Source organism: Leptospira interrogans (genome assembly GCF_900156205.1).
In the GTDB taxonomy this organism is placed as follows: Bacteria; Spirochaetota; Leptospiria; order Leptospirales; family Leptospiraceae; genus Leptospira; species Leptospira interrogans.
This window is the reverse complement of the sequence record NZ_FTNA01000019.1, coordinates 17,210-41,235: the sequence shown is the minus strand read 5'-3', so window position 1 is coordinate 41,235 and position 24,026 is coordinate 17,210. Positions and strand designations below refer to the sequence as shown.

The window sequence follows — 24,026 nt, the reverse complement described above, 5'->3', positions numbered from 1 at the left end:
GGAAAGGCGGCTTTCGCTCGATTCAAGTTTTTAAGATCGGTTTCTTTTCCTTTCGGAACAAAAACTACGAACGTTTGAAAAATCGTTTTCGAAATGAATCGCGATCGATTACGAGAGGATATAATCCCTGTTTAACGTTCGGATAAAATCTCTCTTGATCGATTTTGGACAAACCGCTTCGCACTCGTATTGGTTGGTGCAGTTTCCAAAACCTTCTTGGTCCATTGCGTTGATCATTTTTTTCACTCTTTCTTTTTGTTCCACTTTTCCTTGTGGTAACAAACCGAGGTGGGTGATCTTTGCGGAAACGAACAACATCGCGCTTGCGTTTTTACAAGAAGCCACGCAGGCCCCGCATCCGATACAAGTAGCCGCATCCATGGAAACGTCCGCGTCTACTTTAGGAATTGGTAATGCGTTTGCGTCCGGAGCTCCTCCGGTGTTTACGCTGATAAAACCACCAGCTTGGATGATTCGATCAAACGCGCTACGATCAACAACGAGATCCTTAAGAACGGGGAATGCCTTCGCTCTCCAAGGTTCCACATAAACGGTGTCACCGTCTTTAAAGGAACGCATGTGCAATTGACAAGAAGTGACTCCTTGATGAGGTCCGTGTGCTTGTCCGTTGATCATCAGGTTGCAAGAACCGCAGATTCCTTCTCGGCAGTCGTGTTCGAACGCGATTGGATCTTCTCCCTTGGTGATTAGTTCTTCGTTGACCACATCGAGCATTTCTAAGAACGACATATTGGGGGAAATATCTTTCGCGTTGTAATCTACGATTTTTCCCTTGGTTTCTCCGCTTTTTTGTCTCCAGACTTTGAGTTTCAGATCCATTATTTATAACTCCTTGTGGCGAGGTGAACGTTTTCGAACTCCAATTTTTCTCTGTGTTCGGTTGGCTTTTTACCGACTCCGTTAAATTCCCAAGCTGTGGCATGACAGAACTTATCGTCGTTGCGTTTTGCTTCTCCTTCTTCCTGGTATTCTTCTCGGAAATGACCTCCACAGGATTCTTCTCTTGTAAGAGCGTCGAGGCAGAGAAGCTCTCCAAACTCCAAGAAATCTGCCACTCTTCCCGCTTTTTCAAGAGATTGGTTGAGCTCTGTTCCACTTCCTGGGACGTTTACGTTTTGCCAGAATTCTTCACGAATTTTAGGAATTTCGGATAATGCTTCTTTGAGTCCTTTATCATTGCGAGCCATTCCGCATTTATCCCACATTAGTTTGCCGAGTTGTCTATGGAAAGAATCTACGGTTCTTTTTCCTTTGATGGAGAGAAGTTTTTTTGTGGTTTCTTCCGCGTCGTTCAGCGCTTTCTTCGCTTCTGGATGATCTTCTTTCGGATGAGAATTAAATCCAACTCCTGCGAGATAGTTTCCGATCGTGTAAGGAAGAATAAAATATCCATCTGCAAGACCTTGCATTAGAGCCGAAGCTCCAAGTCGGTTAGCACCATGATCGGAGAAGTTCGCTTCTCCAATTACAAATAAACCAGGTAGGTTACTCATTAAATTATAATCTACCCAAAGACCTCCCATTGTGTAATGAACCGCAGGATAAATTCTCATCGGTTGTTTGTATGGATTTTCTCCTGTGATTTGTTCATACATTTGGAATAGGTTTTCGTAACGGTCTCGAATTTTAGGTTCTCCCAGACGTTTGATCGAGTCTGCAAAATCTAAATATACACCCTGACCGGATTCTCCCACGCCTAACCCTGCGTCGCAGGCTTCTTTGGCCGCGCGAGATGCGATATCACGTGGAGAAAGGTTTCCGTAGCTTGGATATTTTCTTTCGAGATAATAGTCTCTTTCCGATTCAGGAATGTCTGCTGGATTTCGTTTATCCCCTTTGTTTTTCGGAACCCAAATCCTACCGTCGTTACGGAGAGATTCGGACATCAGAGTCAGTTTAGATTGATGATCTCCCGAAACAGGAATACATGTAGGATGAATTTGCGTATAACAAGGGTTAGCAAAGAATGCCCCTTTTTTGTGAGCCTTCCAGGTAGCAGTTACATTACAACCTTTTGCGTTTGTAGAAAGAAAGAATACGTTTCCATATCCTCCGGTTCCGAGAACTACTGCGTCCGCCATATGAGTGGAAAGTTTTCCGGTTACAAGATCTCGAACCACGATTCCTTTCGCGTGACCGTCTACTACGATCAATTCCACCATCTCGGTTCTAGGATACATCTTTACAGAACCTAGGCCAATTTGACGAGAAAGAGCGGAATAGGCTCCTAGTAAAAGCTGTTGTCCTGTTTGACCTTTTGCATAAAAGGTTCTGGAAACCTGAGCTCCGCCAAAAGAACGGTTAGAAAGATGCCCACCATATTCTCTTGCAAATGGAACACCTTGTGCCACACACTGATCGATGATGTTCACCGAAACTTCCGCCAAACGGTGAACATTCGCTTCTCTTGCGCGAAAGTCTCCACCTTTTACAGTGTCGTAGAACAGACGATAGACGGAATCTCCGTCATTTTGATAATTTTTAGCTGCGTTAATCCCACCCTGAGCCGCGATACTGTGAGCACGACGAGGGCTGTCTTGAAAACAGAATGTTTTAACGTTATAACCTAGTTCGGCTAACGTTGCCGATGCGGAAGCCCCTGCAAGACCGGAACCTACCACGATGATATTGAATTTTCTTTTGTTAGCCGGATTGACTAACTTAATATTAGCCTTGTGATTGGACCATTTTTTATCAATCGAGCCGTTTGGAATTTTAGAATCTAAACTCATAAAAGTTTCTCCAAAGAATTACGGATGAACGTATCCCAGCAAAATCGAAAGTGGGATAGAAGTATTGCCTATAAAGATCAAAAGCGCGAATAAAATCGCTCCCGCTTTGATTTTACCACTAAAGTAAGGAGTGTTCAGTCCCAATGTTTGGAACACACTCGCCACTCCGTGGCTGATATGCGTAGCAAGTAATAACATCGCAAAGATGTACGAACTCGCAACGATTGGGTTTTGAAAACCTAGAACTACCATCGTATAAATGTCATGTCTTCCTTTTGCATCCGTCATTGCAAAATGATCTGGATTGGTAACTCCGAGTGTGAAGTGAAGAAGGTGATATACGATGAAGGAAAAAATTAAAAGCCCAGTTAGAGCCATCGTTCTAGAAGCGAGTGTCGCTTGCACTGTGTTCTTTTTAGAGTAGGGAACTGGGCGGGCCTGTCTATTTTCAATTGTAAGTTTTATCGCGTAGTAAACGTGGATGATAAAACTAACAATTAAAATAATTCTGGCTACCCAAAGAAGAGGGGCAATATCTCTGAGCGATTGACCATATGCGTTGATTTTTTCCTGTCCAAGGAAGATCTGAAGATTTCCTAACATATGAACAACCACAAAGCCGAAATAAACAAGTCCGGTTGCTGCCACGAGAGTTTTTCTCCCGATGGAAGACCGGAGGTATCCAGCCTTAAAATCCATACCATTTTCTCCTATTTGATTGGTGGAAAGAATTCATCGAAAAATTTGAATGAACAAAAAAGATGGGTTTAAAATTAGAACAAACCCGTACTTTCTAAAATGAGAGTAAAAAAACGAGCTATGACGAAAAGCATTTTTATTTTGAAGAGAAAAAATTGAATTAGATCTAAAGTTATTAAGATTCTTTCTCAATTAGAGATTCAGAAATTACAATTCAAATCTTAGAAGGATTTAGTGCGTCGCGTAACAAAACTTTTTCGAAGGATAAAACAATGAATCCTTTTCAGGAACTTTATCAAAAAAATAAACTCAAAGGCGTTTCCGATTCGAAGGCAACAAAAGAATATTCTGAAAATTCTTTTCTATTTAAAAAATATTTGGGTAAGAGTGAATTTTTAAATCCGTATTTTTCTTTTCGAGGAAGGATATTGTCTAAGATCGCATTCGGAAGTTATAGAGTAGGACTCGAATCTACGGAACACGAAAAGTCGATCGAACTTTCCCTTTCAATGGGATTTAACGTAATCGATACTTCTTCTAATTATGGAGATGGAGAAAGTGAAAGTTTAATTGGAAAGGTTCTTCAAAAAAAAATACAAAAAGGAGAACTCAAAAGAGAAAACGTTTTTATAATCACCAAGGTGGGATATATCCAAGGAAAAAATTTAGAGATCGTAACCGAGCTAGAAAATACCAATCGGGCATTTCCGGAAATCACTTACTATCAGGAAGGATGTTACCACTGTATCCATCCTTTTTTTTTGGAGGATCAACTCGAATATTCTCTCAAAAGACTGGGTCTTGAAACCGTGGATGTTTTTCTTCTACACAATCCGGAATATTTTCTTATGGATCGAGAGAAACATAATGTTCCCAAAGAAAAGGCGACAGAACAATATTACGAAAGAATTAAGAGCTCTTTCCGATTTCTGGAACAAAAACGAAAAGAAGGTAAAATCTTATACTACGGGGTTTCATCCAATACGTTTTCAGAAAACCCGGAAAAATATACTTCCACTTCGCTTATCAAAATCCTAAAAATCGCAAAAGAAGTTCAAAGTGAACTCGGCTTAGAGGAATCCGGTTTTGCGGTCGTTCAATTTCCGGGGAATCTTTTAGAAAGTGGATTTTTAGATCCTAAGTTCGAAGGAAAAAATTTAATTTCTATCATTCATGAAAACGGACTTTTGCCTTTGATCAATCGTCCTTTAAACGCAATATCAAATTCAGGAAACATTTATAGACTTTCTTACGATCCAAAAAAAGAAAGCGAGCATATTCTCAATCTTCTGAAAGAAAGATTAGATACGATTTATAAAAGAGAAGAAGTATTACTTGCCGTTTTACCTCAAGGTTCCTACAAATATACGTTTCGAACGGTAACCGAACCCTATTTAAACCAGTTTCAAAACCAAAATCATCTAAATCAATTTTTAGAAAGAACCGTAATTCCTATCCTACAACAATTGATTGCACAGATCGAAAAAATAGGTGGGGTAAAGGTTCAAACCGAATATATTGAAACTTTAAACGAGGCGCTTCCGATTTTAGAACAATATGTGTTTCAAAAAAATATAGAAAGTATAAAATCATTATATTCTAAAATTATAAATCTATATCCTAATTATCAGAGTTGGAATTTATCTACGATCTCACTTCATTTGCTTCATTCCTCTTTGGGAAAAGGTGTCGTTTTGCTCGGAATGAGAAAAGAAGAATACGTAAAAGACGCAACGTTTTCTTTTGCAGCATCTGAAACCGAAATCCAATATCAGGATTGGAAACAATTTGAAGTTTGATCCTGAAATTGTAGCTCTTTTTGAGCAAATTACGTCTACTACCGATCCGGAAGAAACGATCGATTTTGCTTATTCCAATGCGGAAAGACTTTTTCGGGAAGGAAAGTATTTTGAGGCGCACGAAGTACTAGAGTTTCAATGGAAAAAAGATTTTGGTATCAGGAAGATATTTCTTCAGGGAATCATTCAACTTTGTGTTTCCTTACATAAGATTTATGTTAAACCGAATAGCAGAGGTTCCAGAATGCAGGCGGAAAGGTCCAAAGAAAAATTGGAAACTGTTTTTAACTCTAATGATTTGAGTGAAAATGGAAAACAAATTGTATCAAGTTTGCTCCAAAGTTTAGATCAGATCTTAAATCTTTACGAAGGAGACGATATTTTGCCCGAAAAAGTTTCTGCTTTCTGTATTCCAAGGATTCCAAAAGAATGGCGAGAGTTATTCAGAGACTAATTACAGAAGACTATGAATGGGCTTTTTTTATAAAAAACAGAGAATGTTGTAAAATATTAGAATTATATTATATTTTATAAAACGTAGGTTTACAATTTTGTTTTTAATAATCTCTATAAAATTGAGTACCGGAATTTCTGCTATAAAAAGTTATTTGAATACAAAATATTAGGTACTCTGTTATATAGTTCTGAGTAGTATAGAATAAACAAAGTTAGTCTGCCTTCTGAAAAGGAAATGATATGAGTGAAATTGAAAGTGGTTTTTTTCAATCTGGGGGATACAATCTTTCCTATAAGATTCATAAAAACGGAAAGGAAAATTCTATTCTTTTGTTTCATGGATTTCAAGACGCATCGGATACGTTTCTCTATCAGTTTCCGTTTTTATCTAAACATTTTAATATATACCGATTTGATTATAGAGGTCATGGAGATTCAGAATGGATTCGAGAAGGAAATTATCATTTTATTCAAACTCTGGTAGACGTTAAAACTTTCGTTTCTAAGTTTCTTCCTGAAAAGTTTCATATTTTAGGGCATTCTATGGGAGGAGGAATTGGTGCCAGGTTTGCTGGGATTTACCCGGAAAAAATTTTAAGTATAGTATGTTTGGAAGGTTTTATGTCGATTCAAAATCCGGAGCTAGAAAAAAAACGTCTGAAAGCTTGGCTGGATACTTTAGAGAACAATGAAGTTGGAATTAAAGAGAGGAAGAATAAAACTTTTTCGAGTTTAGACGAATTGACTCATCGTTTGAAACCGGTTTATCCTAGGTTGGATTTTAAAAAGGTTCGGGATTTAGCGACTTATCTTTCTAAAAAGACGGACACTGGATTTCAATGGAAAAATGATCCGCTTTATAAAAGGGGGTTTCCATTTGTTTTTTCCCCTTATCTAACTCGTCATCTTTGGGAATGTATCTCTTCTCCGACTTTGATTATTTATGGAAAGGAAACACATTTGGTTCCAGAAAATCGAGAAGAGATTCTTTCTCATTTTAAATTTTTAGAATATATTGAAATGGAAGACGCGGGGCATAACATGCACCATGATCAACCGGAAAAGTTAGAGAAATTGTTAAACGAATTCTATTTAAAACATAGATTTATAATATAAAAAGAAAAGAATTTTTTATTGCTTCCTCAGGATTTCTACTGATCCTACAAAATTGACTACCATTAATTTTTATCTCAAAACACTGTTTCAGTGCAAAAAATTTGGTATTTTTATTCTACAACTCAGAGTCGTTATAGAATTTGAGTAAATCTCTAAGACCAATCCATAAGGAAAATATTTTTAAAAATGTAAGTGTTTGTTTACGTTTCTAAACAAATTGAATCTAAAAAAATATTGCTGAAAGTGATTCGCTTAAATTAACGTCCTCTGTAAAGAATTTATACTCGTTTCAATGCGAAAATCTTAAAAATTCTTTTTTAAATTTGAATGAATTTTCTTTTACAGAATCAAACGAGATGGGTTTTTGTCTTTTTACTTTTATCTTTGCTTTCGTTTCCTCTTTTAAGCGAACAGACAATTCTTTTAAAAAATGGAACTTCAATCAAAGCGAACGTGACCAGTCAGAATGAAAAAAATATAACTATTCGAACCAAAAATGGAAACGTTCAAATCTTGTCAAAGAAGGGGATTCTCAAAGTAATTTATAAAGATATAAATGAAGAGGAAGCAAAACGAATTCGTAGAGAAGAAGAAACTAAAATTCAAGAAACAAAATCTGTGGAAGATAAAAAGGGAATTGAGGATGAAACAATTCGTAGTTCGGTCGAAACACAAACTACCGGAAATAGGAACCGTTGGAGTTTGGTTTGGAGGTCCGCAGTGTTTCCAGGTTGGGGACATTACAAGGCGGATCGAAAAAAAGTAGGAATTGTATATGGTTCACTTTTTTGGTCTGGAGTGATGCTCACTCTGATCGCATCCGATCGAATCGGAGAAAAAAAATCGGAGTATGAAAATTCTGCACTTATTGGTCAAATCAGTGACTACGCCTTAATCAGAGAAATGATCGTACATGAAAAACGTTCTGAATATAAAAAATCTATAGATGACTATCAAAATCTGACAATGGGAACAGTTCTCGTTTATTTGATTCAATTGACCCATTCTTATTTTACAGGCATCGATTGGGAAAGAGAGGAAATCACAATTACACCACAGGGTTCGATTCTTAAGAAAGGAATCCAATTGGATTCTATGAGAGAAACCAATTTCTTAAATTCGGAATCTAAGGTTTTCGGTTGGAAAATGGAAGTTCGATATAGCTGGTTTTTTTAAGGAATAGATATGAAAAAATATTATTTTATTCTAATATTTTTTTCGTTTTTGAATTGTTATAAATTTGAAGAAAGTTTTTGGGATCCCAAAGGAACCTTCGGTTTATTTAGAATTCTGGCTTCTGCTTCCAACGGTTATACGAATTTTATGTTAAACAAATATTCTGCATTCCGATACGCAGGTACGGGTATGTATATTTCCTATATTCGTAGGAATTTTGGTAGTTCGAATGATCCTAGAAATAGAATCGATTTGATCATCGCTTACGAAAATTCTACGGATATGATTCCTACAAATGTTCCGATGGTAGGAGAACAAATTACGAGTATGATCGGATTTGGATTTAATCCTATAAATTCTAATAGTTACTCAATTCTTTTCGAAGTCAAAACTGTAGATTCTTTAGGAACTTCTATTTACGAATACTACTACTGGAATGGTTCCGCACTTCCAAGGGCTGGATCTAAAATGACATTTACAAAAATATCTCCTGTGATCACAGCAGAAAAAATTGTAGGCTTTGGGACGTATAACGTAGGTATAACGGAAAAAGTGGTATTTTGTGAAGAACCTACTTTCGGAAGCACGACTACTTGTTATAACGTAAATAACGATTTTACGAATCGGGTTACAATCGCGGGTCCAATCAATACAAAATGTACTTATGTAATTAGAAATAACGCAGTGGGCTGGTGTGTTGATCCATTGTCTGGTCCAAGTTATTCTTTTTATTCTACAGACGGAACAGCTAATGTATTTGGAGTGCAGCCGGTAGGTTTGGTTGCAAATTACAAAACTCTTCCTTTTGATTCTTTTTCTGGAAGTTATAACTTTGATATACAATCTGATTTTACTCAATCGCATTACATTGAACATACGAACGATTCGATTAGAATCACTACTACAGTGGGGGATTTGACTTCGTTAGGCGGGCCGCTTACTTTTCCCGGAAATTCAAATCAATCAATCGTTGCTGCTTCCGGTATTTTAGTTACAGATGTAATCAATCCGGTTCGTTCTTTTAACGTTGGGACTTCAACATTCTTAGCATTTGTTGCAATTCCAAGTTCCATTTCTGCTCCTTCCGCTTATTTATACAGAACACTAAATACTGGTAATTCTTGGGAACGAATTAACCTTACCGGTTTGGATTTGCCTACTCCAGAATTTACGGAAGATCAGACGCCAAGTTATACTTCTGCGTTAGGCGTGTTTGTAACAAATTCCGGAACAGAAAAACTGCATGTGTTTATTAATAAAAAAGGATCTGGTTTAAGACGTTATGTTTCCACAAATAGCGGAGTTAGTTGGACTTTGCAGGAAACAATTCAGGTAACTTCCGAATAAAAAAATCTATATATTTAGAAAAAAAGCTTGTACTTTCATTGATATTTTTGGAACATTCTTTCAGCAATTTTTAAGGATGTTTTCATGCAAGAACAAGCTGCAAGGTTTAGAAGTCAGTTGGAGAGATATATTAACTATCGTGGGATTGATATCGTATTACATCTCAAAGACGGCTCTCGTGTGGAATTGGATCGGAATCGTAAAATGGTTGGAGAACAAATCGTTTATTTTCCTTCCAAAAATCTGACCAGTGCGGTTGAACTTGCAAATATCAGTCGTGCGGAATTTTTTGTGGCTTAATATTTATTTGAATTCGTAAAATAAATAAAAAGTATTTTCGCATAACTTATGAAAAAATACTTTTACTGAAGTTAAAAAAAAAATCCTACAAAAGATGAAAACACCCAAAAGATCCGTGGATTGCATTGATCTTTTGGGTAGAAAAGTTTGGAGTATAAATTTTATAGAATTTTGCTTCAAACTGGATTCGTTTTAGAATTTGTATATTACTTAGAGCTATAAAATTTGAGTATCGTAAATTTTTATTACAAAGCAATATTAACGTGCAAAACATTAGATACTTTGTTATATAATTTTGAGTAGGGTCAGTAATATATTTCATTCTGAGATAGTTTTTAATCTTATAAACTATTTCTTGATTGTTTACAAGTAGTTTAGAGTTTTTTAATTTTCTAATTTTACTACCCAGGTAGAAAATAATTCTGCTACTAAGTTTTCTTCTTCGTCGAAGGCTTGAGAGTGTAATTTTACGATTGAGCGTTTTTGATCGGTAATTTTGCTCTGAATTCTAATTTTTCCTTTTGTAACACTTTTACGATATTTGATTTCTGCGGATGCAGTCGCCATAAATTTATATTTTAAATCCGAAGATCGGATCCAAGCGGCCATAGCGGCTCCGGCGGAACTATCCATTGCTGAAAAAAGTACACCTCCATGAACGATATTTACAGGATTGAAAAAAGTATCATCGACTGAAATTTCGTATTCGCTTTCTCCTGGGCTAACGGAAAGAATTTTATAACCGATTTTATGAGAAAAACGATCCTGTTTCTGAAAATATTCTGCAAATTCTTGGGTATTTGTTTCCGGCATTGAGTAAAATGGATTCATACAGAATTAGATCTTTTATGATAACTTCTTTGTCAATTCATACAAAGGTTGAATAGATTGAAATCGATTTTGAAAAAATCAAAACCTAATTTCAGTTAACATTATATGAGTGATCTTTTGGAGAAGTTTTTTGTATGATTGTTTAGAGTTTATTTGTTATTAGATTCGTTTTGTAAATTGCTTTGGCTTAAAATTTACAGAATGATCCTTAACAAAAGACATTGTTTAAATTTTTAATACGACTTATACTTAAGAACCGTAGAACAGAATGTAAGTAAATCTTGGGTTTTATAGCATTATTTTAAAAAAAGTATGAGTTCCTACAAATCATAATTTTACTGTAAAATTATGATTTATGGTAGGGATTTCCTTAGGTTATTGCTTAAATAACGTGGATTCGTGGAGAAATCCATTTTATCTTAGGTCAATTTTTTCGTAAAAAATAAATGTGGGAACTCTCACAAATCGTGGATTTAACAGTTAAACTTTGAATATTGTGGGAACTACTATGAAATACAAAAAAATCATCTTCCAATCAGATTTTTACACAAAACTGCTGTTTGGTGACCATCATTAAAATTTAAATCCTATTTTAACCTGGGTTCGGCGTGAGTAAAAATTTTTGAAAAGTATGAATTTTTCCGCATTTTATTTTTAGGGAAAAATTAGATTTTATATTTATAAGACAAGTTTCTTACATTAAACTCACGTTATTTAAGAAAGAAATGGAAAATTTTTGAAATTCAGTAGATGGAAAAAAGAAAGATTAGAAATATTATAATTTTCTAATTGAGAAATTGAAAAAAATGATTCTGTTTCAATTTCATTTTTATAAAATAAGTTTCAAGAAAGGTCTCGAATTAAATCTTCAATTTCTTGAATTTTGTTGAAATCTCTTTCCGTATAATTTAAATAAAGATCGTATTCGGCCTCTGAAATTTTTTCGCAACGAATTACTTTTACTGGAATTTGGATTCCCCCGGAAAGACTGATTGTACCTAGTTTGAGTTCTAAAACGGTGCCGGGCTCGATTGGAGAATCGGTTCTATGAAGCAGACCTTTTAGGATGTTCTCGGCCAGTCTAAGACTTTGATCCGCCAATTTGCTCCAATAAACGGTTACGGTGTTTGGAATTCTATTATAGTGCATGGGGTAATTTTAAGTGCTTTTTATCAAAACGATCAAGCAAAATTCGGAAAATTCGTCTATAATAGATATTTTATATATTACAGTTCTATTATGTTTTTGTTACAACAAATTGTTTTGTATAAAGGCAATTTGCTTAAAGAAGGCTTTTGGAACAGACTTTTAGTAAAGAATCCTAGTTTTGATCGAAAAAGGATGTTTTTCGATTTTTTCTTTCAATTCGTCTCCTACAGATTTATCGATTACCATGGAAAGATAACCGATTTCTGCACTGGTTCCTAAATGTTGGGAACTGATATTGGCGCCGATTGCGGATACCATAGAGTTGATGTCTTTTAAAAACCCTGGTTGGTTTTTATGGACGTTCAAAATTCTATATTGACCTGCGGGTAACGGAGTAATTTCCAAATTAGGAAAATTTACGGAAAATGTAGTGGAACCGTTGTTTATGAATTTCAAAAGTTTACTGGCTACTTCGGAACCGATGTTTCTTTGAGCTTCTTCGGTACTACCGCCTATATGAGGAGTCAAAATTACATTCGGCAGATTTTGCATAGGAGTTAGAAATGGATCGTTGTTGGATTCGGGTTCTTCCGGAAAAACGTCTATTCCCGCTCCAGCAATATGACCCGATTGGATTGCTTTTGCAAGAGCTTCCAGATCCACAACCTTCCCTCTGGAAAGGTTGATCATATAAGCGCCTTTTTTAGTAACTTCGATTTCTTTTTTTCCATAAAGATTCATCGTTTGTGGAGTTTCGGGAACGTGAAAAGAAATAAAGTCCGAATTTTTTAAAAGTTCTTCGTAACTAGAAACTGGAGTTGCATTTCCAAGAGGAAGAACCGTTTGAATATCGTAGTAGATCACTTTCATTCCCATCGCTTCTGCAAGTACTGAAACCTGACTTCCAATATGACCATAACCCACGATTCCAATCGTCTTACCTCGAACCTCAAAACAATTTTTGGAAATTTTATTCCAAATACCAGAGTGAGTATTTCGAATATGATCCGGAACTCTTCTGGCCAACATGATGATTTCTGAAATTACTAATTCCGCTACGGAACGAGTATTAGAATAGGGGGCATTAAAAACAGGGATTCCTTTTTTTTCTGCTCCAACTAAATCCACTTGATTGGTTCCGATACAAAAACAACCAATTGTCAAAAGTCTTTTGGCTTTTTCTAAAACGGCGGAAGTGACGTTGGTTTTACTTCTAATTCCTAAAACATGAATGTTTTCGATTTCGTCTAAAAGTTCTTTTTCCGAAAAGGCAGCGGGAAGAAGGCGTACATTAAATCCATCTTTTTGGAACATATCAAATGCGTCTTGGTGGACGTTTTCTAAAAGGAGAACTTGAATTTTATCTTTTGGAAATGAAATCATTCTACCTACCAAGGTTTCAAAAACGCAATTCTCTGAAAATTGAATTTTTATTTTGGTTTCCGCTCTGTTTGAATATATTCATTGTGTGATGATCGACTAAAAAAATTCAAATGAAAGGTTGAACTAATTCAAAACAAATGTACGGACTCTAATTGGAATTTTCTTTCAAATCCAAAGCATTTCCAAAAAACTGGGAAAAATTTTTAGAGGGAACTTTTGAAGATTCAATTTTTATCTCTTCTTTTTAGTTTCGGTTTATTTGCGGGAATTGGTTGTTCCAAAGATTTAATTCGGTATACTCCTGAGCCTGCTCTGGAACAGGTAGTATTCCATTCGGAATCTCTTTGTTACGGATTTCATTTTTTTTGTTCTGAGGGAGATGCTAAGTCTCTGAATTTTAAAGGCATTTTTAAGAATCTAAGTTTTGAAAAGACGATTTTTTTAGACTACTATCTCAGTTCTTTCGAGGTCAGTTTTCCAATTGGAGTTTCTTTGAGATTAGATGGAACTTGGTTCAATCTAAGAAAAGTAGGGACAGAATATTCGGATTCTGTAAAAATTTCTTCTTCTATTTCGGCGGAGGCCTCAGATAAAATCTTACAAGCAAAAGAAATCATATTCAGTTTTTCTTCTAGAGAAAAAACCACAAATCAACTTCTTTCTCACTCAGAAACGGCAAAATTTCAACTTCTCTTAAAAACTCTTAAGGAGCGATTAAACGCTCAAACAAAATTGAATATTTTAAATCCATAATGTTTTTAGTTGAAATAAGAATTAATTTTTGAATTTGTCGTTAGGACAATACAATTTTAATTTGTAACAGTTCTCACATTTTTAGATTTGATCTTTGATTTGAGTTTGTCATTGAAAGATACATTTCCAATCTGTGTGAGCTACTATATTAGAGTTGTTGAAAAATTCCATGGTGGCGATTAACAAAACTGCTTCAATTGCCGATTTACATAAAATAGAAACAGGTGGAGAATTAATTTTTCAACAATTCTAATCAAGATTGTGTCTTTTATCGATCCTTGAACAAGTTCTCTACCATTAAAACTTCTGGTATGAGTTCCCACATTTTATTTTTTTGCTGAAGAGTTAGGTTTTATAAAACGAATATCTTAAATTGTAAAATATCTTGTTTAACGATGCAAAGACGGTTTAAAAACTTATCAAAGAAATCTAAAATGTGGGAACTACTGCAACTTTTAAAGAATTTTAGAAAGATGATTTTCAAAAGGAATCAGGACGACTAATTAATTTGATTTAGAGTTTATAAAAAAATAAAAACTCATTCTCTTGTTAATTTTTTAATGCTGTCTAACGTAGGAGAAAGCCAGTCTTCCAAAAGGGGGTCTTGTCCGATGGCTTCTTTTTTGAACATAAGATCTTTGTTTGACATTGCAATTTCAGAAACTTCGTTAATTTTTCTTGCGGTTTCGATTGCTTTCCAATAGTGTTTTAGAGCTTCCGAAGTGTTTCCTTGTTTTTCATAAACGGCGCCAATGTTATTGTAAGCTGCGACTAACGTTTGATATACTTCTTGGTGATATGGATCGTCCGGTTTAGGAAGTCCCATATTCAAAAGTTTTTCTTCCATATCGTCTTGAACTTTAAGGTAGTTTCCTAAACTTGCTTTGTATTGGCCGGTATAAAAAAAGGCATTTGCTTTGCCCATGAGTAAGGTGGAATGATTGTATTCTTCTTCGTCTTCAAAACCGGACCATTCATTTAAAGAAGCGGCAAAATCACCGCTCATATAATCCACCCAACCTTTAAAATAACGAAGTTCTCTTTGAATTTCGGGAGGAAGAGGGGTTCTCCATCTGCGGATCAGAGTATATTCGTTTTCGTCAGTTTGAACCGATTCCGCTTTAGAAAAACCTTCCAAAGAATTTTTGAGTTCCATCGACCTGGTTTTAGCGACTGTATCCATGGCGGCCCTTGCTCGGAATGGATAAATTTTACGGCCTGGAAATTCTGTGATCTTATCCTTTTCGTGGATTCCTGCTGCAGATAAATATTGTATTCTCGCTTTGTCAAAATAGATACGGCCAACGTTTCCTTGGATTAAAGTTTCGTCTTCTTCTCTTGCACCGTAACTTTGTTTGAAGTTTTCAAAACGTTTAAGAGATTCGTTTAATAATTTATCCGCTTCTCCAAAGTTTGCCAAACGAATTGCGTTTTCCCCAAGTTCCATAGAAGCTAAATAATGTGCTGGATCCAGTGTAGCCGCTTTTTCAAAAAATCTTCTAGCTTGGATTGATTCTTTGATCGAGGCAAAATATCTTCCTCTTTGGTAATATCCTTCCGCGTAATTAGAACCTTCGATTTCTGTGCCGGTGATTGGATCTTTTTCAGTTTTATGATAAATCAAATCTAAAATTTCAAGAGCGTTATCGTTAACTTCCATTCCGGAAACCTGATCTATCGGATTGATATTATAACGAATTCTTAATTCTTTTTTGTTCAGATTTGTGTAAAAGGAAGCGAGTTTAGAAAGAACGTGAAGAGAAAGTTTTTTTTCTATCTCCAAGTTATTTTTGATTTGTCTATGATGATTGATGACAAATTGAGGATTTCCATCTTCTTTCCACATCTCTATATAAGTGGAAAGTAAACCGCCTTGTCCCATTGGACTTGATGGATCGATTTCTACAATTTTATTATAAAAGGATGCGGCTTTACCGAATTCTCTACGGTTGTAATAAATTTTTGCGATTCCAGCGGTAGATTCTTCGTCGTAGGGTTCGTTGCCATCTGTATAAACCTGTTTGTAAAAATTGATCGCTAACTGATCGTTTTTATACTTTCCACCACCTAACGAAGATTCGGTGAACGAAGGCATGATGGAAGAATGGAACCTTCCAAGATTTTTATATGTAGGATTATCGTGAGTTTGTTTTTCCAAACGCATTACGATATACGCGCCCGCTTTCAGAATTTTTCTTTGAATTCCGTCTTGGGCGATTAAAGTCATACGATTTTCACTTCCGACTTTACCTGCAATTGGAAGTTTACTGTTGTCCCAAACTTGGCCTTTGGCAAGTGTGATGATAGGTACTTTTTCTCTTTTATCCCAAGCGTTAGAAGAAGGTTCTTCTCCTCCTGCTCCAAAATCGGGACTTACCTTGCCGAATAATTTTTCAAAAGCCCGATCGTATTCCTCAACTCGTGTGTATTCCGATTCCATAGAGATTCAGGTATTTGAGGTGGTTTGGTAAAATGTTCTCACCTCTCGCGAAAGATTCTTCTGCTTCGAAAAATTTTCTTTTTCTTGTTTCACTATTTTTAGGATAAGCGCCAGCTTCTCGAATTAAAGTTAAACCTTGATCGTAGTATTGGGCCGCTTGTTTGGGAACAATAAAATTTCTATAAAATAAGGTTCCACCTACTACAATAAAGATGGTAGCGGCGATTCCTAAAATCGTTCTTCGAATTAATTTTTTTTGTCTTTGAAGTCCTTCTTTTGTATAAACAGGATCTGTAGAAATGATCGGAACTCCGTCTTTGGAAAATCCACTCATTCTTTGAGAAACAGAAACGGGTTCTCCTAAAACGCCGGAGAGGAAGTCCGCGATTTCTTCAGGTGAACTTTCAATTTTGATTAATTCTAAAAGACCTTTTTGATCCCTAGGGGTGAGTTTATCTTGAACGATTGCGTCTATCACCGCACGACGAAGTGTAGGAGGGTATCTTAGAATTTCTTTTTGAATGATTGCGAGTTCTTCGTCTTTGAGTCCTTTGTCTATTTCTTCTTTTTCTTCACTTGCAAGTCCTTGTAGGTCTGCTTCCAGACCGAAAGAACTTCCGGAATCAAAATCTTCTCCTCCTCCTGTATCCGATTCTAAATCGGGACTAAAGGTGTCGAAGGACGCATCTGCGCCTGTGACAATGTCGGATAACGTGTCTTCTTCGGTGGAAGGAACAAAGTCTGCAAAAGGATCTTCCGAAACTGTAGCCGAAGAAGAAAGATCTGAAAATGGATCCTGTCCTCCACTTGCCGGAGAACCTAGATCGCCAAAGTCTGCAAAAGGATCGGTTTCCGTCGAAGAAGGTTCAGAATCTATTGGCTGGCTAAAAAAATCATCGTCGGTTGGGGACGGTTCGGAAGACGTAACTTCATTGTCAGACCCTGATCCAGAAAGTCCAAAATCGTCTTCTCCCGAACTTGAAGTTTCTAAGCTTCCCATGTCCGCAAATGGATCTCCAGACGTGTCCGGAGTAGAAGTGAATGTATCCGCGAATGGATCTAAGTCGGAAGATGTAGTTGGTGTTGAAGAAAAATCATCTATCGGCTCCGAACTAAAGTCGGTTCCACTGAATGGATCTTCGGATGTTGATTCTGCTAAATCGCCAAAAGGATCGGACGTATCTGCGTTTTGGGTCGATTCTTCCCCAAAAGAGAAATCATCGGAGTCACTTGTCGGAGAAGTTTCGGGCAATCCGAAATCATCCAACGAATCAGAAGCTGGTTCGGAATCCATTCCAAAATCTGCAAATGGATCACCTGAGTCTGCGCTGGGTTCTTCTTCAAAAGAAAAATCATCAGTCGGCGGGCTTGCCGTCGGAGCTTGTCCTGGTTCTGCTAAGAGTTCGTCTAAATCTATATCGTCGTCTTCGAAAACTTTAGTGGGGGGTCTTTGAGGACTTTCAGATTGTGCGAATTCTTCTTCCCCTTCTTCAAAGTCAGAATTAGATTCTGTTTCTTCCTCTATGTCTTCATCGTCGTGAGAAGACATCTGAGTTCCGTATCCCATTTTTTGGCGGAATACGGAAAGCATCGGATTGAGTTCTTCCGAAATGTCCGGATTTTTGGATAGAGGCTGTAGAATAGAACGAACTTGCTCTAATTCAGCTTCGCTCAATGGGGTAGAATTCGCCTCAGCCATGATATTTCTGTTAGATTATATCGGTAGGCTTTTCAATTCTCCAAGGAAAAAACTATCTCTAAAAACGCATAAACTTGATTCGAGTCGAAAAAATTTTTTATATAGGATTGGGACTATATTCGATTTCTTACGGATCGATTTCGGATTTGCCTTATGCTTTTTAGAAAACTGATCGAACTTCTATTCAGAATGAAATCGATCCCTAAGATAAAAATTTTATTAGTACTACTTCTAATGATTAGCGTTGCAATAGGTGCCGACGATGCGGGTAACTGGATCGGATCCTTTTCATCGGAAGACTATGAAGATTTTTTAGAACCAGTGGAAAAAGAAAAAATTTATTATTACTGGCAGATGGAAAAATTGAAAAGGGCGGTAGCCCCCAGATATATCCGATATATAGATTCTTCCTTAACATTAGAAACTGGAAAACTTCTCAACCGGGGAATTTTATTTACTTTTGAAGGAATTGAGAACGAGGAAGTTTCCGTTTGTGGAAACTTTTCTCTTTGGAGATGTATCCCTTTGAAAAAAAACGATCACGGAGTTTTTTATATTGTATTTGATCCGGAGAGTAGGGACACGATTCGGGAAGAACTCAAAATACTAGAATATAAATTTAGAGTGGACGGTTTATTTACCCATGATCCGTCTAACCCCGATTCGGTGGAAGACGGAGACGGTTCTTTGATTTCTAGATTGATTGCGATTTCAACCGGACCGGATAAATTGGTGACCACTCGGATTTTGGAAGATTCTCCCTATGAAGAATTAGAATATAGAACTGTGGAATTTAGAATTTATGCTCCAGATGCGGAGATGGTTACTCTTGTGGGAGACTTTAATCACTGGGATCCGGAAGAAGACATTTTAAAAAAGGAAAAAGAAGTATTTACTCTCATAAAAAAAATGAAACCTGGAAATTATCTCTATAACTTTGTACAAGATGGAAAGATCATTTTAGATACGTTTAATCAAAATACAAGACTTAGGGAAGATACGGGTGAAATATCTTCTTATCTGATTGTACCTGAACGTTCTTATGCTTTGGAGAGAAAATAGTCTATTTTTTCATTGACCTGATCTTTTCCCGGGCTTTTTTCTACTCATGGAAAAAATCCGGCTAGGAGTTTACGCATTTGGAATTGTTATAGTCGGAATTTTAGTTTTTACACTTTCTAAAAGTTGGTTCATTTTAGACAGAGGAGTTGAGTTAGTCGAACCTGGTTCTTCTAAAGAAGAACCTTTGACTCCTGCAGATAGAAGTGGAGATTTACTCAATCATTCTGTGGTTCTTTGGGAACGTTATCTTTTTTATCCATTTGAACTTTCCAGAGAAACTGTAGCAGGTCATAGAAAAACTCTGAATCACGCAAGAAATTTGACCGTAGTCGATTTGGAATCAGGAAATCCGCGTAAACTATTTCATAGAAACGTTTATATTTGGGATTATTTTACTGGTACAGATGTTGTAGGTAATACTACGGAAGAATCAGAATTGGATTCCGTTTTGGCATCCGGGATTTCCACCGGAAAAAATCTAATCTTGATTGGAATGACTGAGGACACAAATAAGGACGGATTTTTAAATCAAAAAGATAGAAAGCAGGTTTTTGTCTACAATCCTGTGAGTGCAAATCTTGTAGGTGTTCTACCGAAAAAATATTCTTTGGAAAAATTTCTTACATCTCCCGGAAAAGAAAGATTGGTGATGATTGTTTCTTTGGAAGAAGAAAAAGAAGAATCTAAAAAGAAAAAATCTGCGGCCACGGTAAAACTACCAGAAATCACATTCTATATTTATGATATTCGAAAAGGAAGAGGAACACTTGTAGAACGTCCTTGAAAATTATATTTATTAGAGTTATTGAAAGATTAATTTTCTTATGTTTTTTCATTAAAACGAATGGAAAAATTGTTTATAGATAGATATGGAATTTTTATTGAAAAAATCGATTTTCAATTTATAAAGAATGAAAGCAGGTTATAGACGGTATATTATGAAAAAGGAATTTAATAAACACTAACCTCATTTTGGAGAAGTTAGTGTATGTATATCTATTTTGAAAATTTAGGGTTTCCTTGGCGGACTAAATTTAGTTATCGTCTTCCTTATTTTCGAAAAGTTCAAACTACAAATGAACTCAGAAAAACGTTCGATACGGATTGGGAATTAGAAGACGGATCGTGGATCAAAGTTCAACCCAGAAGAAAAAGATCTTACAGGATGCTTCCAACTCATTGGGATGACAAAAGTTATTCAAGAGATCGGAATAAAAATTGGAAAGAGCTTAGAAAAACTAAATGGAAAAATTGTTAAATCCATTTCAATAACGGATTGAAGTTGAGTACTTGTTCTAAAACTACATTGTTTGTTGGTCGAGTTCACCGATTCTTTTTTTATGTGAGTTTTTGCAGATTTAAAACTTGCCTAAAACTTTAGAACAACGTGAACTCGGTTAACGAATGCGAAAGGGACTATTAGTTGTATTCTTAAACACGACTTACTTCTCCGGAACGGATTTTTTCGATCAAACTGAACGTTGCAGATTCTGGTTCGATGTCTAATTCTTTCTTCAGAGATTTTTTAAATTCTTGGTATTTACGCAGAGCTTCGTTTTTACGATTCAATTGGAAAAGGGCTTCGAAATGAAATCTCCAAGCTCTTTCATCCAAGTCGTCTAGATAAATCCAATTCGTAGAATCATCTAAAAGTTTTTTGATTTCATTTTTCTCTGAATCTTTTTCACATAAAAATTGGAAGATTTCGATTAAGCTTTTTCGAATATATTCTCTTCTAATTTCCGATTCCGGAAAATAAAGATCGAATTCAAAAAAAACGCCTTTGTAAAAACTCCTTGCGCAACGAAATTCTTGAATTGCTAATTCAGTATCTCCTTTGCGTATAGATTTTATTCCTACTTGGTAGTGTTTTTCAAAAAGTTGAAAGTCAGTCTGAACTAAATCCTGTCTAAAAAATAAACGATCTTCCGAAAAAACGAGTGCTTCTGGATTTCCGATAATTTTTCTCAGACGAAAACAAAGAGCGTGTAAACTATTGAGCGCTTTTTTTTCAGACATTTTAGGCCAGAGGAACTCAAGCAACTCTTCTCTATGAATTCCTTTTTCAAAACGAATGAGAAGAATTTTGAGAAGTTTCAACATTTTCTTTTTAGTAGAGATTTCCTTTTGAGGAATCCGAATTCCTCCTCTTTCTAATTCCAGATTACCGAGAGTGCGAATAAAAAAAGGATTCTTATCGGAAAGTGGAGAATTGATTTTGATCGGATGAATTTTTTCTTTTTGGTTTTCATATTCTATCTTTTTTACTTTGGGCAAAAAAGAAAAGGCGGTCGGTTTTTTAGGTGAAGCCAAAATCTGTTTGAATTCTTCTTTAGATTTTTTTTCGAATTGGTTCGATTTGAGAAAAAAATCAACGGAGAACGATAGAATTAAAAAACTAAAATGAGAAGTATAGGGTAATGGAATCAAATTGATTGTTACTAAAATGTCTAAGAGTGCATTTGCACAAAACAATGTGAATCCTATAAATAAAAATAAATTTTTGAATAGATAATGGATGAATTGAGTAACAACCTTAAATAAAATCCAAAAGATAGTCAAAATTCTAGAAACATATAAATAATTAACCAGGACCGGTTGATCGGTTTCATAGATTATAATTCCGAGAGAAGAAATTTTTTTTTCGTGAAGAAGTCCGATATGATATGAATTGAAATCAAATAAAATTGCTACGGATAATAACAAGTTGAGTAGTATATAAAAATATACGAAATCGGTGCTGAAAATCTTAAGATAGGAATTTACGAATAGAATCAAAAAGATTCCAAATATGGGAAGTATAATATCTTCTAATCTTTTCCAGATTAAGGCTTCTTCCGGATTTGTCGTGTTGATTGTTTGTGTAAAAAATAAAATGTATAAACCATAAGCTATCTGTAAAAAAGCGAAGTGTAATAAATGTATTTGATTTCTGTTTTTATAATATAAGAATAAATTATAAAACGCTTTAAAAGTAAGCATGGTAGCCACTAAGTAACAGGAGATTTGATAAAGTGTTATATCCATTGTTTTGCGATTCCTTTTGATGTCTTTGTAGCCTTTATAAATTCATTTTTGAATATAAGTAGATAAATTTTTATCAACGAAAATTCTTTTGTTGGGTTTATTGTTTATAAATGTTGCAAAGTTTTTAAAAGAATAAATTGATAATAAAGAATATTCCAATTCGATTTGAAATAGGTGGGTTCGCCTAAAAATATACTTAAGGACTTGAGTATTCACTTAACAAGATGCAGACCAAAATCTTGATTATTGAAAGAATTAAAAATTTTATAAAATTATTTTAAGTTTCATAAGAAATAAGAATACCATTTCTTACTCGACTATTGCTGATCTCTATAAGATTGAATACTGTAAATTTTATTACAAAACACTGTTTTGGTGCAAAAACAGTTTATTTAAATTTTACATTCAATAAATTGAATATTTTGCGAGTTATTTATATAATAGTCATTTTAGAGCATTTATCTACTCAGAACTTTTAAACTAAAATATAAAGCTTTTTTATATCTGAAATTACTGAACCTATAAAATTGAATCCTCTGGATTTTTATTACAAAACATTGTTTAAATAAAAGTATTAGGTGTTTTACTATATAGTTTTGAGTAAAAATTAGAAACAGTCTTTTTATTGAAATGTGTTTCCGATTTCGAAGGTGATTTAGCTTTTTAAAATTTTGTAAAAAACAAAGCTGGATTCAAAATTTGAGAGTGGATTTTGGCATTTTAACGTGGATTTGGCTGAGAAAGAATTTTATAAAAGTATGAGTTCCTACAATTTTAGAATTTATTTTTAAAAACTTGATTTGTGGTAGTTCTCACATAATCTGCAAAGTTCAGAAAATAATTATAGATTTTTTACGTCGAACACACGTTATCTTAGGAAAAATGGTTCTCGATTCTCTTTTTAAAAAATAAGTAAGAGGTATACGATTTACTCTAAAATTTCTAAGTAAAAGACTAAAAACTGTGATTTTGTTATAAACGATCGAAAGCCAGGTTTTTGATCTTAGTGCTATTCTAATCGAATTTAAAAAATTGAGGGTAAATTCTTTGATTTTGTATCTTTTCGCGAAAGCCTACTTTTGTAGGTCTAAATTTGGGGATAAAAATTAGAAAAATAGCGAAAATTTAGTAAAAATCAAAATCTAAGATGGATCAATCAAGAAATCTTATGTTTAAAAGCATCTTGTATTCAAGTTATAACCCGATTTTACTCTGTTGATGGGGGTTAAAAATCTAAATCTGTTTTTCTTAAAGTCAATTCGTAAAATATGAGATTTTCTTGACAATTTTTTGACTATGATTACCGTAAGCGCGACTGGAATCTTAAGCTGCCTTTTCCCGGGTCAGTTGAGAACTTTTAAATAATAGAACACCAGGAAAGGTCATTTCTCTCCCGAATCCCGCCGATTGATTGGTCTAACCTTGCATTCTATTAAAATTTAGGAGCCAGTAATTTTTAGTAAGGACCCTTTCTCATGAACATTTATATAGGCAACCTCGCCTATCAGGCAACCGAAGACGACCTCCGTAAAGCATTTGAGTCTTTTGGAGAAGTAACCTCTGTACGCATCATCACTGATAAGCTTTCCGGCAAATCCCGGGGATTGGCATTTGTGGAAATGGCGAACAAAGAAGAAGGAAATGCGGCAATTGACGGCTTAAACGGAACTCAAATCCGTGGAAGAGAAATTAAAGTTAATGAAGCGCTTCCCAAAAAGCCTTTTCCCGAAAAATCTAGATCTAGATATTGATCTTTTAAAGGGAGAAAGGCGATTGTTTTTCTCCCTTTTCTGAAAACAGGTCTTGGTATTATTGGGAGAGGATTAGGATTTTTATTTTCTATATTCTAATCATTTCATTTTTGTCTGTTTATTCTTAAGTCCTAAAATACGAGTCATCGTTTAGAGTTAGGTTTTGATTTGATGAATAGAACTCCCACAGATCTCAGATATAATAGTTTAACTCTAAAATGTGGGAACTCCCACAGATTTCAAATATAACAGTTTAACCCTGAAAATGTGGGAACTCCCACAGAT

18 protein-coding genes and 2 pseudogenes are annotated in these 24,026 nt (G+C 35.2%); 11 read left to right on the top strand and 9 right to left on the bottom strand.

All coding sequences use genetic code 11. From position 1 onward, the window contains the following. Positions 1–108: 108 nt before the first annotated feature. Genes BW942_RS14810 through BW942_RS14800 form a run of 3 tightly spaced genes read right to left on the bottom strand, consistent with a single transcriptional unit; the run spans position 109 to position 3,452 of the window. Positions 109–840, bottom strand: coding sequence for a succinate dehydrogenase/fumarate reductase iron-sulfur subunit (locus tag BW942_RS14810; protein ID WP_000364422.1), 732 nt, complete (start codon positions 838–840; stop codon positions 109–111). Beyond that, entirely contained in the window at positions 840–2,753 is a 1,914-nt protein-coding gene (locus tag BW942_RS14805; protein WP_000050920.1) for a fumarate reductase/succinate dehydrogenase flavoprotein subunit, read from the bottom strand. The genes BW942_RS14810 and BW942_RS14805 overlap by 1 nt, the downstream gene beginning before the upstream one ends. 18 nt (positions 2,754–2,771) lie before the next feature. Next, positions 2,772–3,452 (bottom strand): hypothetical protein, encoded by a 681-nt coding sequence (locus BW942_RS14800; RefSeq protein WP_000345920.1) that lies wholly within the window; start codon positions 3,450–3,452, stop codon positions 2,772–2,774. Positions 3,453–3,724: 272 nt separating this feature from the next. Between BW942_RS14800 and BW942_RS14790 the strand changes: the two genes are divergently transcribed. The 6 genes from BW942_RS14790 to BW942_RS14765 all read left to right on the top strand — a co-directional run bounded on the left by BW942_RS14790 (position 3,725) and on the right by BW942_RS14765 (position 9,646). Continuing rightward, on the top strand, positions 3,725–5,251 hold the full coding sequence (locus tag BW942_RS14790; protein ID WP_001067923.1) for an aldo/keto reductase: 1,527 nt from the start codon (positions 3,725–3,727) through the stop codon (positions 5,249–5,251). Next, complete coding sequence (locus BW942_RS14785; protein ID WP_000667109.1) at positions 5,241–5,705, top strand: DUF309 domain-containing protein; 465 nt, start codon at positions 5,241–5,243, stop codon at positions 5,703–5,705. Before BW942_RS14790 ends, BW942_RS14785 begins: the two co-directional genes overlap by 11 nt. A gap of 242 nt (positions 5,706–5,947) precedes the next feature. Continuing rightward, entirely contained in the window at positions 5,948–6,823 is an 876-nt protein-coding gene (locus tag BW942_RS14780) for an alpha/beta fold hydrolase (protein ID WP_001289449.1), read from the top strand. A gap of 327 nt (positions 6,824–7,150) precedes the next feature. After that, complete coding sequence (locus BW942_RS14775) at positions 7,151–7,999, top strand: LA_0442/LA_0875 N-terminal domain-containing protein (protein ID WP_001010148.1); 849 nt, start codon at positions 7,151–7,153, stop codon at positions 7,997–7,999. Positions 8,000–8,008: 9 nt separating this feature from the next. Further along, positions 8,009–9,346: an LIC11996 family lipoprotein gene (locus BW942_RS14770; protein ID WP_000761157.1), complete on the top strand. Its 1,338-nt coding sequence runs from the start codon at positions 8,009–8,011 to the stop codon at positions 9,344–9,346. An 84-nt stretch (positions 9,347–9,430) separates the two neighbouring features. Continuing rightward, positions 9,431–9,646: a hypothetical protein gene (locus BW942_RS14765; RefSeq protein WP_001157786.1), complete on the top strand. Its 216-nt coding sequence runs from the start codon at positions 9,431–9,433 to the stop codon at positions 9,644–9,646. Between the two features lie 384 nt (positions 9,647–10,030). Here the strand turns inward: BW942_RS14765 and BW942_RS14755 are convergent, their stop codons facing one another. The 3 genes from BW942_RS14755 to serA all read right to left on the bottom strand — a co-directional run bounded on the left by BW942_RS14755 (position 10,031) and on the right by serA (position 13,009). After that, positions 10,031–10,459, bottom strand: coding sequence for a PaaI family thioesterase (locus tag BW942_RS14755; RefSeq protein WP_001115336.1), 429 nt, complete (start codon positions 10,457–10,459; stop codon positions 10,031–10,033). A gap of 861 nt (positions 10,460–11,320) precedes the next feature. Then, entirely contained in the window at positions 11,321–11,626 is a 306-nt protein-coding gene (locus tag BW942_RS14750; RefSeq protein ID WP_000559149.1) for a hypothetical protein, read from the bottom strand. Positions 11,627–11,785: 159 nt separating this feature from the next. Further along, positions 11,786–13,009 (bottom strand): phosphoglycerate dehydrogenase, encoded by a 1,224-nt coding sequence (gene serA / locus BW942_RS14745; RefSeq protein ID WP_001982325.1) that lies wholly within the window; start codon positions 13,007–13,009, stop codon positions 11,786–11,788. A gap of 216 nt (positions 13,010–13,225) precedes the next feature. Here serA and BW942_RS14740 point away from each other — a divergent pair, with 216 nt between their 5' ends. Further along, positions 13,226–13,762: a hypothetical protein gene (locus tag BW942_RS14740; RefSeq protein WP_000701525.1), complete on the top strand. Its 537-nt coding sequence runs from the start codon at positions 13,226–13,228 to the stop codon at positions 13,760–13,762. Between the two features lie 538 nt (positions 13,763–14,300). Here BW942_RS14740 and BW942_RS14735 read toward each other — a convergent pair. Then, positions 14,301–17,901, bottom strand: a pseudogene (locus BW942_RS14735) (tetratricopeptide repeat protein). A gap of 153 nt (positions 17,902–18,054) precedes the next feature. Here BW942_RS14735 and BW942_RS14730 point away from each other — a divergent pair. The 3 genes from BW942_RS14730 (at position 18,055) to BW942_RS14720 (ending at position 20,221) form a co-directional block, all read left to right on the top strand. After that, positions 18,055–18,963: an early set domain-containing protein gene (locus tag BW942_RS14730; RefSeq protein ID WP_000898918.1), complete on the top strand. Its 909-nt coding sequence runs from the start codon at positions 18,055–18,057 to the stop codon at positions 18,961–18,963. A gap of 46 nt (positions 18,964–19,009) precedes the next feature. Beyond that, on the top strand, positions 19,010–19,747 hold the full coding sequence (locus BW942_RS14725) for a hypothetical protein (RefSeq protein ID WP_000411557.1): 738 nt from the start codon (positions 19,010–19,012) through the stop codon (positions 19,745–19,747). A gap of 204 nt (positions 19,748–19,951) precedes the next feature. After that, entirely contained in the window at positions 19,952–20,221 is a 270-nt protein-coding gene (locus tag BW942_RS14720; RefSeq protein ID WP_000276100.1) for a hypothetical protein, read from the top strand. A 173-nt stretch (positions 20,222–20,394) separates the two neighbouring features. Here BW942_RS14720 and BW942_RS14715 read toward each other — a convergent pair whose 3' ends face one another. Continuing rightward, positions 20,395–21,990: a BTAD domain-containing putative transcriptional regulator gene (locus BW942_RS14715; protein ID WP_000355585.1), complete on the bottom strand. Its 1,596-nt coding sequence runs from the start codon at positions 21,988–21,990 to the stop codon at positions 20,395–20,397. A 1,172-nt stretch (positions 21,991–23,162) separates the two neighbouring features. Beyond that, positions 23,163–23,376: pseudogene (locus tag BW942_RS22140) on the bottom strand (hypothetical protein). Between the two features lie 89 nt (positions 23,377–23,465). On the opposite strand from BW942_RS22140, the gene BW942_RS14710 reads away from it, so the two are divergent. After that, positions 23,466–23,741 (top strand): RNA recognition motif domain-containing protein, encoded by a 276-nt coding sequence (locus tag BW942_RS14710; RefSeq protein ID WP_001028883.1) that lies wholly within the window; start codon positions 23,466–23,468, stop codon positions 23,739–23,741. The last annotated feature ends 285 nt before the right edge of the window (positions 23,742–24,026 follow it).

Coding starts and splice junctions, on each gene's coding strand:
- BW942_RS14810 (WP_000364422.1), bottom strand. CDS start 840: ATGGATCTGAAACTCAAAGTCTGGAGACAAAAAAGCGGAGAAACCAAG.
- BW942_RS14805 (WP_000050920.1), bottom strand. CDS start 2,753: ATGAGTTTAGATTCTAAAATTCCAAACGGCTCGATTGATAAAAAATGG.
- BW942_RS14800 (WP_000345920.1), bottom strand. CDS start 3,452: ATGGATTTTAAGGCTGGATACCTCCGGTCTTCCATCGGGAGAAAAACT.
- BW942_RS14790 (WP_001067923.1), top strand. CDS start 3,725: ATGAATCCTTTTCAGGAACTTTATCAAAAAAATAAACTCAAAGGCGTT.
- BW942_RS14780 (WP_001289449.1), top strand. CDS start 5,948: ATGAGTGAAATTGAAAGTGGTTTTTTTCAATCTGGGGGATACAATCTT.
- BW942_RS14775 (WP_001010148.1), top strand. CDS start 7,151: ATGAATTTTCTTTTACAGAATCAAACGAGATGGGTTTTTGTCTTTTTA.
- BW942_RS14770 (WP_000761157.1), top strand. CDS start 8,009: ATGAAAAAATATTATTTTATTCTAATATTTTTTTCGTTTTTGAATTGT.
- BW942_RS14765 (WP_001157786.1), top strand. CDS start 9,431: ATGCAAGAACAAGCTGCAAGGTTTAGAAGTCAGTTGGAGAGATATATT.
- BW942_RS14755 (WP_001115336.1), bottom strand. CDS start 10,459: ATGCCGGAAACAAATACCCAAGAATTTGCAGAATATTTTCAGAAACAG.
- BW942_RS14750 (WP_000559149.1), bottom strand. CDS start 11,626: ATGCACTATAATAGAATTCCAAACACCGTAACCGTTTATTGGAGCAAA.
- serA (WP_001982325.1), bottom strand. CDS start 13,009: ATGATTTCATTTCCAAAAGATAAAATTCAAGTTCTCCTTTTAGAAAAC.
- BW942_RS14730 (WP_000898918.1), top strand. CDS start 18,055: ATGCTTTTTAGAAAACTGATCGAACTTCTATTCAGAATGAAATCGATC.
- BW942_RS14725 (WP_000411557.1), top strand. CDS start 19,010: ATGGAAAAAATCCGGCTAGGAGTTTACGCATTTGGAATTGTTATAGTC.
- BW942_RS14720 (WP_000276100.1), top strand. CDS start 19,952: ATGTATATCTATTTTGAAAATTTAGGGTTTCCTTGGCGGACTAAATTT.
- BW942_RS14715 (WP_000355585.1), bottom strand. CDS start 21,990: ATGGATATAACACTTTATCAAATCTCCTGTTACTTAGTGGCTACCATG.
- BW942_RS14710 (WP_001028883.1), top strand. CDS start 23,466: ATGAACATTTATATAGGCAACCTCGCCTATCAGGCAACCGAAGACGAC.